This window comes from Streptomyces sennicomposti, assembly GCF_019890635.1.
GTDB lineage: Bacteria > Actinomycetota > Actinomycetes > Streptomycetales > Streptomycetaceae > Streptomyces > Streptomyces sennicomposti.
This window is the reverse complement of the sequence record NZ_JAIOAB010000032.1, coordinates 20,430-32,760: the sequence shown is the minus strand read 5'-3', so window position 1 is coordinate 32,760 and position 12,331 is coordinate 20,430. Positions and strand designations below refer to the sequence as shown.

Here is a 12,331-nt window from a genome sequence, read left to right as displayed (position 1 = left end):
CGCATGGCCGGTCCGCGAGTCGGTGACTTCAGCGGTCGCCCCGATTCCGTCATTCCCTTTTCTCCAGCGAGGAGTCAATTCCGTGTCCGCATTGCGATCCTCTTCGGACAGCGGCACCGACCGCATGAGCGCACGCGCCTGGGGCGTGCTGTTCGTGCTGTGCGGCGCGATCTTCCTGGAGGGCGTCGACGTGGCCATGCTCAATGTGGCCCTGCCGTCGATCCGGGCCGACCTGGACATGTCCACCGGCATGCTCCAATGGGTGATGAGCGCCTACGTCCTCGGCTACGGCGGCTTCATGCTGCTCGGCGGACGCGCCGCCGACCTCTTCGGGCGCCGGCGGATGTTCCTGACCTGGCTGACCGTGTTCCTGCTGTTCTCCGGGCTCGGCGGTCTCGCCACCGAGGGGTGGATGCTGATCGTCGCCCGGTTCGTCACCGGGGTCTCCGCCGCGTTCATGACACCGGCCGGTCTGTCGGTCATCACCACCGGCTTCGCGGAAGGGCCGCAGCGCGACAAGGCCCTGCTCGTGTACTCGGGCACCGCCGCCGGCGGGTTCTCCATCGGCCTCGTGATCGGCGGGCTGCTCGCCTCGGCCGACTGGCGCTGGGTGTTCTTCGCCCCGGTGGTCCTCTCCTTCCTCGTCCTGGTCGCCGGCGCCGCCCTGATCCCCAGGACCGCCGAGCCCGCCCGGAAGCGGCAGAACCTGGACGTGGCCGGCGCGGTCGCCGTGACGGCGGCGATCCTGCTGCTGGTCCTCTCCGTCGAGCGCGCCACCCACGCACCGGCCGTGCAGACCGCGCCGACCTTCGCCGCGAGCCTGGCGCTCTTCCTCCTCTTCACACGGATCGAGCGCACGGCGCCCGCGCCGCTGATCCGCCTCGGACTGCTCCGGACCGGCGCCCTCGTCCGCGCCGACCTCGCCGGACTGCTCTTCGCCGCGGGCTTCTTCGGCTTCCAGTTCATCGTCGTGCTCTACCTGCGGGAGTTGCGCGGCTGGTCGACCCTGCAGACCAGTTTCGCGATGCTCGTCATCGGCGTAGACGCGGTCCTGTCGCCCACCCTCACCCCGAAGCTGGTCCACAGGTTCGGCAACGCCCGCGTCGTCCTCGGCGGTCTGCTGCTGGCCGTGCTGTCGTACGCCCTCATGCTGCCCCTGGGGCCCGACTGGACGTATCCGATGATGTTCCCAAGCCTGATCGTGCTCGGGCTGTCCTTCTCGCTGGCCTACGGCCCGCTGACCATCGTCGCCACCGAGGGCGTCGGCGAGGACGAGCAGGGCGTGGCCGGCGGACTGCTGTACACCTGCTTCCAGTTCGGCGCCGCGCTCGGTCTGGCGTCGGCCGGCGCGGTCCTCACCGCCGCGACCGACGGCACCGGGCCGCAGGCCGTGCTGGACGGCTACCGCGCCGCGCTCCTCGTGCCGCTGGTCGCCGCGTCCGTCGCCGCCCTCGTCGGCGTCCTCGGCCTGCGCGGCCGCGTGCCGGGCCGGGCCGGAGCCGGGGCGCCGGCCCCGGCGAGTGGCCCGCTGCCGGAGCCGGCCGGTACGCCGGAAACGGCGCGACCGGCGGACATCCCGCGCTGACCCATCGGCGACGGACGAGGGCCGGTTCCGGAGCAGTCCGGGACCGGCCCTCATCCGTCCGCCGGGTCGCGGTCCGTCGCCGGGGCACCGCTCCAGCACGACGGACGCCAGCACCAGCACCCGGCCCGCCGGTGCCAGCACCAGCACCAGCACCCGGCACGCCGGTCGCATCCCAAGTCGCGTACGAGGCCTACCCGTTCACACTATGAGATCGCCTCACTCAACGCCCCCGGAGAAAAACCCCAGTTCAGCGATGCGGACGTGAGGCGGAGCAGGCGTGCGCGTCGCCGCGCGCCGCGCACGGTCTCACCTGCGCGTCCACAGAGTGGGACGCCTCTTGGTGCCGTGCTGTGGCTCCTGTAGAAATGGGCCCCATGAATCACGAGCCCTTGGTGCGACGCCTGGTCATCGACCTGTGCCGACGCGCGGCTCCGTGTTGTCGCTGAACCCGCGTCCCTGACGCTTCCGACGCTCCCCACCACCGGCCGGCGGTCCCGCCCGGGCCGGTGACGCAGGCCCCCGCCGTTCGCGCCGGGGCCGTTCTCCCCGCCCTGAAGTGCTGAGCCCCTTTCGGTACCGGAGTCCCCTCCAGCGCCGAAGTCCCCCTCCGCCCAGGGCTGTCCGCTCACGTCGGCCGGCATCGGCTCCGCATGCTCCGGCGCTCCCTGGAGGCCGCTCCATGTCCTCGGCAACCCGTATCCAAGAGACCGGCACCGGCAAGGTCCCGGTGCCGCGCCCCCGGCGCGCCCTGTCCCGGGCCCGCCGGGTCGCCCTGCCGTTCGGCTCGCTCCTGCTGTTCCTCGCCGGGTGGCAGCTGCTGGCCGCGAGCGGCACATGGAGCCAGACGCTGGTCCCGCCGCCCGCCAAGGTGTGGGACGCCTTCGTCGACGTGTCCACCACCCACGACGGCGTACGCGGCTACAACGGCACGTATCTCGTCGAACACCTCGGCATCAGTCTGCGGCGCATCGCGTTCGGCGCCGGCATCGGCATCGCCGCCGGGGTGGTGTTCGGGCTGCTGATGGGGACCGTCGGCTGGCTCCGCTCGCTGTTCGAGCCCTGGATCACCTTCCTGCGGACGCTGCCCCCGCTGGCGTACTTCTCGCTCCTCATCATCTGGCTCGGCATCAACGAGGAGCCGAAGATCACCCTGCTGGCGGTGGCCGCCTTCCCGCCGGTGGCGGTGTCCACCACGACCGCCGTGGCCGCCGTGCCGAGCAGCCTGGTCGAGGCGGCCCGCGCCCTCGGCGGCTCGCGCTGGGACGTCGTCAAGGATGTCATCGTCCCCTCCGCGCTCCCGGAGACGCTGACCGGCGTCCGGCTGGCCGTCGGCGTGGCCTACTCCTCGCTCGTCGCCGCCGAACTGGTCAACGGACTGCCCGGCATCGGCGGCATGGTCAAGGACGCCGCCAACTACAACAACACCCCCGTCGTCCTCGTCGGCATCATCGCCATCGGCGTCTCCGGACTCGTCATCGACGGTCTGCTGCTGCGTCTGGAACGCGCCGTCGTCCCCTGGCGCGGCCGGGTGTGACCGGCCTCCCCGCTCCCCGTCGGCCCCACGTGTTTCCCCGCCCCTTGCACAGAAACGGCTCCGTCATGTCCCGCGTTCCCCAAGGCCCCTCCCGCCGCCTGCTGCTCGCCGGTGCGCTCGCCGTCGCCTCCGCGGCCCTCACCGGCTGCTCCTCGGACAGTGACGGATCGTCAGGCGGCGCCAAGCGCCTGCGCATCGGCTACTTCGCCTTCCCCAGCGGCGACCTGATCGTCAAGAACAGGAAGCTGCTGGAGAAGGCCCTGCCCGACTACAAGATCACCTGGATCAAGTTCGACTCCGGGGCCAGCGTCAACCAGGCCTTCCTCGGCAAGTCCCTCGACATAGCCGCGCTCGGCTCCAGCCCGTTCGCCCGCGGATTGGCCGGACCCTCGCCGATCCCGTACAAGGTCGCCTGGATCCTCGACGTGGCCGGGGACAACGAGGCGCTCGTCGCCCGCAAGGGCACCGGCATCTCGGACGTCGCCGGTCTCAAGGGCCGCACCGTCGCCACCCCCTTCGCCTCCACCTCCCACTACAGCCTGCTCGCCGCACTGGAGACGGCCGGGCTGAAGCCGTCCGACGTCAAGCTCGTCGACCTCCAGCCGCAGGCGATCCTCGCCGCCTGGCAGCGGGGGGACATCGACGCCGCCTACGTCTGGCTGCCCACCCTGGACGAGCTGCGCAAGACCGGCACCCAGCTCACCAGCAGCAAGCAGATCGGCGCCGCGGGCAAGCCCACCCTGGACCTGGCCGTCGTGTCGGACGACCTCATCGCCAAGGACCCGAAGGCGATCGACGCCTGGCGCAAGGCCGAGGCCGAGGCGCTGCGGGTCCTCAAGTCCGACCCCGACGGAGCCGTGAAGGCCGTCTCCGCCGAACTCGGCATCAGCGCGGCGGACGCCAAGGCGCAGATCGAGCAGGGCGTCTTCCTCACCCCCGAGCAGGTGACCTCCGCCGACTGGCTCGGCGCCGACGGCGACCCCGGCAAGCTGCGCACCTATGTCGCCGACACCGCCGAGTTCCTGGCCCGGCAGAAGCAGATCGACGCCGCGCCCTCCGCCGACGCCGTCCGCGAGGCCTTCTACCTCAAGGGGCTGCCCGATGTCCTCAAGTGAGACGAAGACGGCCGCCGCGAGTGCGCCCGCCGCCACCGAAGGCGCCGTCCGGCTGGACCACGTCGTGCACCGCTACGGCCGCGGCGGCGAGACCGTCACCGCTGTCGGACCCGTCGATCTGACCGTGCCCGCCGGGGAGTTCCTGGTCCTGGTGGGCGCCTCCGGATGCGGCAAGAGCACCCTGCTGCGCCTGATCGCCGGGTTCGAACGGCCCACCGAGGGCGCCGTGCGGGTGTCCGGCGCCGCACCCCGGCCCGGAGCGAGTGCCGGGGTGGTGTTCCAGACCCCGCGGCTGTTCCCGTGGCGGACCGTCCAGGGCAACATCGACGTGGCCCTGCGCTACGCCGGCGTCGAGCGCGCCCACTGGCCCGAGCACCGGGCGCGGCTGCTGGCCCGGGTCGGCCTGGAGGGCACCGAGAAGCGGCGCACCTGGGAGATCTCCGGCGGCCAGCAGCAACGCGTCGCCATCGCCCGCGCCCTGGCCGCCGAGAACCCGCTCCTGCTGCTGGACGAGCCGTTCGCGGCGCTGGACGCGCTGACCCGGGAACGCCTCCAGGAGGACGTCCGCCGGGTGGCCGCGCAGACCGGCAGCACCACGGTGTTCGTGACCCACTCCGCCGACGAGGCGGTGTTCCTCGGCTCCCGCATCGTCGTGCTGACCAAGGGTCCCGGGACCGTCGCCCTGGACCTGCCCATCGACCTGCCGCGCGGCGACATCGACGCCGAAGAACTGCGGGAGTCGAGGGAGTTCGCCGAACTGCGGGCGCGGGTCTCCCACGCCGTGAAGACCGCAGCGGCCGCCTGACCCCGCCGCCCCGCGCGGCGGGTGGAACGCCGTGCCCCCCACACCCGTACCGGAAGACGAAGAAGGGACACCCACGTGAGCATCGTCAGCGACCGGCCCGAAGCGACCACCGTGCCCGAAGCGACCGCCGCACCCGAGGCGACCGCCGCACCCCGACCGGCCGCGGCGCCCGAGGACACCGCGGCACGGCGACTGCCGATCACACCGCTCGGCCCGAGCTTCGGCGCCGAGATCCACGGCATCGACCTCGCCCGCCTCGACGACGACGAGATCCTCGCCCTCCGCGAGGCGCTCGTGCGCCACAAGGTGCTGTTCGTGCGCGGCCAGGACACCCTGGACGACGCCGCGCAGATCGAGTTCGGCCGGCGCCTGGGCGAGGTCACCGTCGGGCACCCGGTGCACGACTCCGGTGACGTGGCGCCCGAGGTGTACTCCCTGGACAGCCAGGACAACGGGTTCGCCGACGTGTGGCACACCGACGTGACGTTCGTGGCGCGGCCGCCCGCCATCTCCGTGCTGCGGGCCGTGGTGCTGCCGCCCACCGGCGGCGACACCAACTGGGCCGACAGCCAGCTCGCCTACGAGTCGCTGTCCCCGGGCCTCAGGGCGCACATCGACACCCTCACCGCCGTCCACGACGGCTCCCGCGAGTTCGGCTACTACCTGGCGCAGCGCCGCAAGGGCCGGGGCAACCTGTGGGAGGGCGAGGTGTTCACCGAGCTGAAGCCGGTGGAACACCCGGTGGTGCGCGTGCACCCCGAGAGCGGACGCAAGGGCCTGTTCGTCAACCCGGGCTTCACCTCGCACATCGTCGGCGTCTCCGAGCACGAGAGCCGGGGCCTGCTCGACATCCTCTACGCCCACCTCACCAAGCCCGAACACGTCGTGCGCCACCGCTGGCAGCGCGGCGACGTCGCCCTGTGGGACAACCGCAGCACCGCCCACTACGCCAACCGCGACTACGGCGACCAGCACCGCGTGATGCACCGCATCACCCTGCGCGGCGACACCCCCGTCGGCCCGGCCGGCGCGCACCCCGGAACCGGCGGCGCGTAGGCACGACGGACACCTGGTCCACCGCACCGCACCCGCCCCCCGGAGCCCGGCCCACCGCACCGCACCCGCGCCCCGCAGCCCGGCCCGCCGCCCTCACAGCGGGCGGCGGCGCCGCGCGGCCTCGCGGACGTAGCGCTCGCGGGCCTCGACCGCCGCCGGCCGGGCGGCCACCTCCGCCACCGGCACGTCCCACCACGCCTCGGGTCCGGGAGCGGCCGCGGACGGGTCCGTCTCGACGTACACGCACGTCGGGCGGGTGGCGGCGCGGGCCGTGCGCAGGGCCTCGCGCAGCTCCGCCACGGTCTTGGGGCGCAGCACGTCCATGCCGAGGCTGGCGGCGTTGGCGGCCAGGTCCACGGGCAGCGGCTCCCCGGTCAGCGAGCCGTCGGGCGCGCGGCGCCGGTAGGCCGTGCCGAAGCGTTCGGCGCCCACCGACTCCGACAGGCCGCCGATCGAGGCGTAGCCGTGGTTCTGGATCAGCACCACCTTGATCGGCAGTTCCTCCTGGACGGCCGTGACGATCTCGGTCGGCATCATCAGATACGTCCCGTCGCCGACCAGCGCCCACACCGGGACGTCCGGCGCGGCCTGCCGCACGCCGATCGCGGCCGGGATCTCGTAGCCCATGCAGGAGTAGCCGTACTCCACGTGGTACTGGCGCGACGAGCGGGCCCGCCACAGCTTGTGCAGATCGCCGGGGAGCGAGCCGGCCGCGTTGATCACCACGTCCGTGTCGTCCACCACCGCGTCCAGCGCGCCGAGCACCTGCGTCTGGCTCGGCACGGCGCTGTCGTCCGCCGCCCGGTACGCCGCCTCGACCACCCGCTCCCAACGCTCCTTGCCCGCCCGGTACTCGGCCTCGTACGCGGCGGCCACCCGGTGCCCGGCCAGGGCGCCGGCGAGCGCGGTCAGCCCGGTGCGGGCGTCGCACACGAGCGGGGCCGCCGCCAGCTTGTGGGCGTCGAACGCGGTGATGTTCAGGTTGACGAACCGCACGTCCGGGTTCTGGAAGAGGGTGCCGGAGGCGGTGGTGAAGTCGGTGTAGCGGGTGCCGACGCCCACGACCAGGTCGGCGGTGCGGGCCAGCTCGTCGGCGACCGCCGTGCCGGTGTGCCCGATGCCGCCCACCTCGGCCGGATGGTCGTGGCGCAGCACCCCCTTGCCCGCCTGGGTGACGGCGACCGGGATGCCGGTGGCGTCCGCCAGCGCCCGCAGCGCGTCCTCCGCCGCGCTGTGCCGGACGCCGCCGCCGGCCACGATCAGCGGACGGGCGGCGCGCCGGATCGCGGCGGCGGCGTCGGCGAGTTCTGCCGGGTCGGGAGCGGGCCGCCGTACCCGCCACACCCGCTCGGCGAAGAACTCCACCGGCCAGTCGTGGCTCTCCGCCTGCACGTCCTGCGGCAGCGCGAGGGTGACCGCGCCCGTCTCCGCCGGATCGGTCAGCACCCGCATCGCGTCGAGCGCGGACCCGATCAGCGCCTCGGGGCGGGTGATCCGGTCGAAGTACCGGGAGACCGGCCGCAGGGTGTCGTTGACGGAGACGTCCCCGGCCGAGGGGTGTTCCAGCTGCTGGAGGAGCGGATCGGCGACATGGGCGGCGAAGTAGTCGCCGGGCAGGAGCAGCACCGGCAGGCGGTTGATCGTGGCCAGCGCCGCGCCCGTGACGAGGTTGGTCGCGCCCGGCCCGATGGACGTGGTGACCGCCTGGGCGGACAGCCGCCCGCTCTGACGGGCGTAGCCGACCGCCGCGTGCACCATCGCCTGCTCGTTGCGGCCCTGGTGATACGGCATCACGTCCGCGTGTTCCACGAGGGCCTGGCCGATGCCGGCGACGTTGCCGTGCCCGAAGACGCCCCACATCCCGGCGATGAGCCGGTGCCGTACGCCGTCCCGCTCGGTGTGCTGGGCGGCGAGGAAGCGCACCAGGGCCTGGGCGACGGTCAGCCGGACCGTGGACGCGGTCGGCCCGCTGGGCTCGGTCATGGTCGGTACCTCACTGACATCGGGGGTCTCACGGGGGTCGGGTCGCTGGGCGGCTTCGGCGGCTTACGGAGAAGGGGCCGTGTACAAGGGCAGCCGCGGGTCGACCGGCTGGTCCGGCCAGGTGCCGCGGACCCAGGCGTGGTCGGGGTGGTCGCTGATCAGCCAGGCGCGCTCGGGGTCCGGGCCCGCCATGACGTTCAGGTAGTACATGTGGTGGCCGGGCACGGCCATCGACGGCCCGTGCCAGCCGTCCGGGATCAGGACGACGTCGCCGCCGCGCACCTCGGCCAGCACGTCCGTGCCCCGGCCGTGTCCCGACGGGGCGACCCGCTGGTAGCCGAGGCCGGGGACGCCCTCGTGCGCGGCGAACTCGAAGTAGTAGATCTCCTCCAGCACGGACTCCTCGCCGGGGCGGTGCTCGTCGTGCTTGTGCGGCGGGAAGGAGGACCAGTTGCCGCCCGGTGTGAGCACCTCGACCGCGATCAGCCGGTCGCAGGCGAACACCCCGGCCGCCGCGAAGTTGTTCACCTGCCGGGAGCAGGCGCCGCTGCCGCGCAGCTCCACCGGCACCCCGGCGGCGGGACCGTGGCGGGCGGGCAGCCGCCGGGTGCAGCGGGCCCCGGCGAGCGCGAACCGTCCGCCGGCGGGCGCGAAGACGGTCGTACGGGCGTCGCGCGGCACGTACGCGAAGTCGCTGACGCCGTCGAACACGCTGTCGCGGCCGGTGAGGCGGAACGTGTCGTGGCCGAAGTCGTCCACGGCCGTCACCGTGCAGCCGCCGCCGAGCGGGAGCACGATCCACTCGCTGTCGCCGGTGTCGAAGGTGTGCGAAGCGCCTGCCGGCAGTTCCAGGACGCGCAGCTCGGCGTGGCCCCAGCCGGCGTGCTCCGGGGTGACGGCCACGGCGTACGGGCCGTCGGCGGCCCGGCCGGCGGGCAGATGGTACGGGCTGGTCATCCGGTACGGGCTGGTCATCGGCTGCCTCCTCGACGGGCGGGCGGGACTCCGGGGGTATCGGGCGGGGGTTCGGAAGGGGCCGTGATCAGGGCGGAGGCTGGGAGGTTCTGGCGGCGGAGCGGGCGAGGAGGGCGTCGACCTCGTCACGGGTGGGCATCGCGGCCGAGCAGGCGAGGCGGGAGGCGACCAGCGCGCCGGCCGCGTTGGCGTACCGCATCGTCGTCGTCAGGTCCCAGCCGGCGAGCAGCCCGTGGCAGAGCGCGCCGCCGAACGCGTCGCCCGCGCCGAGCCCGTTGACGACCTCCACCGGCACGGGCGGCACCGAGACCCGGGCGCCGTCGCGGTGCACCGCCAGCACCCCCTTGGGACCCTGCTTGACCACGGCCAGCTCCACTCCCGCCGCCAGCAGCGCCTCCGCGCAGGCCTCCGGCTCGCGCACCCCGGTGGCGATCTCGCACTCGTCCAGGTTGCCGACTGCGACGGTGGCGTGGCGCAGCGCCTCGGCGTAGTGCGGGCGGGCCCGCTCGGCGCCGCCGGGAGGGACGGGCGCGGCGGGGGAGGACCCGTCGGAGGCTTCGCCGCCGCCCGGCCAGAACATGGGGCGCCAGTCGAGGTCGAAGACCGTCGTGCCCGCCCGGGCGCGGGCCGCCAGCGCGGCGAGCGTGGCCGAGCGGCTGGGCTCCTCGCTCAGCCCGGTGCCGGTCATCCAGAAGACCCGGGCCGCGCGGATCGCGTCCAGGTCCAGTTCGCCCGGGTGGATCTCCAGGTCGGGGGCCTTGGGGCGGCGGTAGAAGTACAGCGGGAAGTCGTCCGGCGGGAAGATCTCGCAGAACGTGACCGGCGTCGGGAGCGCGCCGACCGGCGTGACCCAGCGGTCGTCCACGCCGAACTCCTTCAGCGCCTCGTGCAGATAGGCGCCGAAGGGGTCGTCGCCGGTGCGGGTGATCACGGCGGCGGACCGGCCGAGCCGGGCGGCCGCCACGGCCACGTTGGCCGCCGAGCCGCCGAGGAACTTGCCGAAGGTCTCCACCCGCGCCAGGGGCACCCCGGACTGCAGCGGGTACAGATCGACCCCGATGCGGCCCATGGTGATCAGGTCGAAGACCTGGGCGGACCCGACTGACTCGGCCATGCGCGACGCTCCTCGATCGAACCGGGGCGGCGCCGGACCGCGGGGCCGCCGCCTCCCAGGTGTAGGTCCCCCGGCGCACTCCTGTCCATGCTTGGCTTTGTACATACATACGGACCTGTCCGGGGAAGGATGGGTTGACGGCATGCCGGGGCGCGGGAAGCATGGACCGCTCTCCGCGTCCCGCCCTCCGCTCCCCGCATCCGCTCCGTCCCGTCCCGTCCTGTTCCGCTCTCCCCGCCCCTACCGCCCCTACGGACCCGTCCCACGCGACGGCCGCCGGGACGGCTCCCGGACCCGTACCGGCGTCTTCGGAAGGGAACTGCTGCCATGGCCCCCGTACTCGACCGCATCCGGGTCGGCTCGGCCCCGGACTCCTGGGGCGTCTGGTTCGCCGACGACCCCCGCCAGATCCCCTGGCGGCGCTTCCTCGACGAGGTCGCCGAGGCCGGCTACTCCTGGATCGAACTCGGCCCCTACGGCTACCTCCCGACCGACCCGGCCCGCCTCGCCGACGAGGTCGCCCGGCGCGGCCTCCAGGTCTCGGCGGGCACCGTCTTCACCGGACTGCACCACGGCCCGTCCGTCTGGGAGTCCACCTGGGACCAGGTCGGCCGGGTCGCCGCCCTCACCCGGGCCATGGGCGCCCGGCACCTCGTCGTCATCCCCTCCTTCTGGCGCGACGACAAGACCGCCGAGATCCTGGAACCGCCCGAGCTGACCACCGAGCAGTGGGTCCACCTGACCAAGGGCATGGAACGCCTCGGCCACGAGGTCAAGGAGACCTACGGCCTCGACATCGTCGTCCATCCGCACGCCGACACCCACATCGACACCGAGGACCACGTCGAACGCTTCCTCGACTCCACCGACTCCGAACTGGTCAACCTGTGCCTGGACACCGGGCACTACGCCTACTGCGGCGGCGACAGCGTCAAACTGATCGAGACCTACGGCGAGCGGATCGGCTATCTGCACCTCAAGCAGGTCGATCCGGCGGTCCTCGCCGAAGTGGTCGCGGACGGGCTGCCGTTCGGGCCGGCCGTCCAGCGCGGGGTGATGTGCGAACCGCCGTCCGGCGTACCGGAGCTGGAGCCGGTGCTGGTGGCCGCGCAGCGGCTGGGGGTGGACCTGTTCGCCATCGTGGAGCAGGACATGTACCCCTGCGACCCGGACCGGCCGCTGCCCGTCGCCGTACGCACCCGGCGTTTCCTGCGGTCCTGCGGGGCGTGAGGGGGCGCTCCCGCGAGGTGTGAGCGGGCGGTTTCCGCGAGGGTGCGAGCGGGCGGCCTCGCGGGAGGTGAGCGGGCGGTTCCGGCGGGGCGTGTGCGAGGCGGCGCCGGGACGGGGAGCCCGCCCGAGCTCGCTCACGCCCGCCCTACGCCCGTGACCTTGCCGCGCTACAGTCGGCCCGGTAAGAGAACCGAGCGCCATGTCCCACGCCGGCGACCCGGCGGCGCAGTGTCGGACACGCCCTTTGACGGGGAGCACCATGAGCACACCGCGGGATTTGATGATCGTCGCCCTGGACGTGGCGCCCAGCCGGCCCCTGGGACGCGGAGACCTCTCGCTCGCCCTGGCCGGCGCCGAGGCCTACGACCTGCTCCGGACCGGGACCGTCCGGCTGCGGGGCGACCGTCTCGCGCCCCTGACCGGCCCCGGCCCGGACCGTCTCGCGCCCCTGCCCCCTCCCGGCCCGCAGGACGGTCTGCTGGCCGAGGCCGCCGCCGCGCTCGTGCGGGAGGAGCCGTACGAGCCGCTGCCGGACTGGCTCTGGCGGCGCGGCCGCGGCCTGTCGTCGGCGTATCTCGCCGCGCTGGAGGCGGAGGGCCAGATCACCTGGGAGCGCAGCCGCTGGCTGCCTTTCCGGGGCGGACGCACCGTGCTCAGCGACACCGAGGCCCGGCGGCGGGCGGCGTACCGGTGGGCGGCGGACGAACCGGTGCTGCTCGCGCTGGCCGCGGCCGTCGGGATCCGCGAGGAACTGACCCCGGCGGACCCGGCGGTCACCGACGACACGGCCCTCACAGTCCTGGCCGCCGTCCACGACGCGGTGATGGAACTGGAGGCCGTACGCCAGCGCCGCGCGCTCGAGGCCGCGGCCTTCGCGAACGTGTGGCGGGGCGCGTGAGCCGGACCGCCGGGGCCGCCGGGCGGCATCGGGCGC

The 12,331-nt window shown here is 73.7% G+C and carries 10 protein-coding genes; 7 read left to right on the top strand and 3 right to left on the bottom strand.

All coding sequences use genetic code 11. The features are described 5' to 3' along the window. Window positions 1-124: 124 nt before the first annotated feature. The 5 genes from K7787_RS18845 (at window position 125) to K7787_RS18825 (ending at window position 6,095) form a co-directional block, all read left to right on the top strand. Window positions 125-1,585 (top strand): MFS transporter, encoded by a 1,461-nt coding sequence (locus tag K7787_RS18845; protein ID WP_223002299.1) that lies wholly within the window; start codon window positions 125-127, stop codon window positions 1,583-1,585. Between the two features lie 679 nt (window positions 1,586-2,264). Continuing rightward, the gene (locus K7787_RS18840) at window positions 2,265-3,119 is read left to right on the top strand and encodes an ABC transporter permease (RefSeq protein WP_009191704.1); all 855 of its coding nucleotides are present in this window, start codon (window positions 2,265-2,267) and stop codon (window positions 3,117-3,119) included. A gap of 65 nt (window positions 3,120-3,184) precedes the next feature. Then, window positions 3,185-4,234 carry a taurine ABC transporter substrate-binding protein gene (locus K7787_RS18835; protein WP_223002271.1) on the top strand — a complete coding sequence of 350 codons (1,050 nt, stop codon included), beginning with the start codon at window positions 3,185-3,187 and terminating at the stop codon, window positions 4,232-4,234. Further along, complete coding sequence (locus K7787_RS18830; RefSeq protein WP_223002270.1) at window positions 4,221-5,039, top strand: ABC transporter ATP-binding protein; 819 nt, start codon at window positions 4,221-4,223, stop codon at window positions 5,037-5,039. Before K7787_RS18835 ends, K7787_RS18830 begins: the two co-directional genes overlap by 14 nt. A 192-nt stretch (window positions 5,040-5,231) precedes the next feature. Further along, a complete protein-coding gene (locus K7787_RS18825; RefSeq protein WP_027758717.1) occupies window positions 5,232-6,095 on the top strand; it encodes a TauD/TfdA dioxygenase family protein in 864 nt (287 codons plus the stop codon). 93 nt (window positions 6,096-6,188) lie between these two features. Here K7787_RS18825 and iolD read toward each other — a convergent pair whose 3' ends face one another. The 3 genes from iolD to iolC all read right to left on the bottom strand — a co-directional run bounded on the left by iolD (window position 6,189) and on the right by iolC (window position 10,167). After that, on the bottom strand, window positions 6,189-8,078 hold the full coding sequence (gene iolD / locus K7787_RS18820) for a 3D-(3,5/4)-trihydroxycyclohexane-1,2-dione acylhydrolase (decyclizing) (RefSeq protein WP_223002269.1): 1,890 nt from the start codon (window positions 8,076-8,078) through the stop codon (window positions 6,189-6,191). A 63-nt stretch (window positions 8,079-8,141) separates the two neighbouring features. Then, window positions 8,142-9,035, bottom strand: coding sequence for a 5-deoxy-glucuronate isomerase (gene iolB / locus K7787_RS18815; protein ID WP_223002298.1), 894 nt, complete (start codon window positions 9,033-9,035; stop codon window positions 8,142-8,144). Between the two features lie 85 nt (window positions 9,036-9,120). Then, on the bottom strand, window positions 9,121-10,167 hold the full coding sequence (iolC, locus tag K7787_RS18810; protein ID WP_223002268.1) for a 5-dehydro-2-deoxygluconokinase: 1,047 nt from the start codon (window positions 10,165-10,167) through the stop codon (window positions 9,121-9,123). Between the two features lie 327 nt (window positions 10,168-10,494). On the opposite strand from iolC, the gene K7787_RS18805 reads away from it, so the two are divergent. Continuing rightward, complete coding sequence (locus K7787_RS18805) at window positions 10,495-11,397, top strand: sugar phosphate isomerase/epimerase family protein (RefSeq protein WP_223002267.1); 903 nt, start codon at window positions 10,495-10,497, stop codon at window positions 11,395-11,397. A 259-nt stretch (window positions 11,398-11,656) separates the two neighbouring features. Further along, window positions 11,657-12,295 (top strand): GPP34 family phosphoprotein, encoded by a 639-nt coding sequence (locus tag K7787_RS18800; RefSeq protein ID WP_203622518.1) that lies wholly within the window; start codon window positions 11,657-11,659, stop codon window positions 12,293-12,295. Window positions 12,296-12,331: the final 36 nt, after the last annotated feature.

What these genes read in the sequence shown, in the direction of transcription:
- K7787_RS18845 (WP_223002299.1), top strand. Translation starts at nt 125, where the DNA reads ATGAGCGCACGCGCCTGGGGCGTGCTGTTCGTGCTGTGCGGCGCGATC.
- K7787_RS18840 (WP_009191704.1), top strand. Translation starts at nt 2,265, where the DNA reads ATGTCCTCGGCAACCCGTATCCAAGAGACCGGCACCGGCAAGGTCCCG.
- K7787_RS18835 (WP_223002271.1), top strand. Translation starts at nt 3,185, where the DNA reads ATGTCCCGCGTTCCCCAAGGCCCCTCCCGCCGCCTGCTGCTCGCCGGT.
- K7787_RS18830 (WP_223002270.1), top strand. Translation starts at nt 4,221, where the DNA reads ATGTCCTCAAGTGAGACGAAGACGGCCGCCGCGAGTGCGCCCGCCGCC.
- iolD (WP_223002269.1), bottom strand. Translation starts at nt 8,078, where the DNA reads ATGACCGAGCCCAGCGGGCCGACCGCGTCCACGGTCCGGCTGACCGTC.
- iolB (WP_223002298.1), bottom strand. Translation starts at nt 9,035, where the DNA reads ATGACCAGCCCGTACCATCTGCCCGCCGGCCGGGCCGCCGACGGCCCG.
- iolC (WP_223002268.1), bottom strand. Translation starts at nt 10,167, where the DNA reads ATGGCCGAGTCAGTCGGGTCCGCCCAGGTCTTCGACCTGATCACCATG.
- K7787_RS18805 (WP_223002267.1), top strand. Translation starts at nt 10,495, where the DNA reads ATGGCCCCCGTACTCGACCGCATCCGGGTCGGCTCGGCCCCGGACTCC.
- K7787_RS18800 (WP_203622518.1), top strand. Translation starts at nt 11,657, where the DNA reads ATGAGCACACCGCGGGATTTGATGATCGTCGCCCTGGACGTGGCGCCC.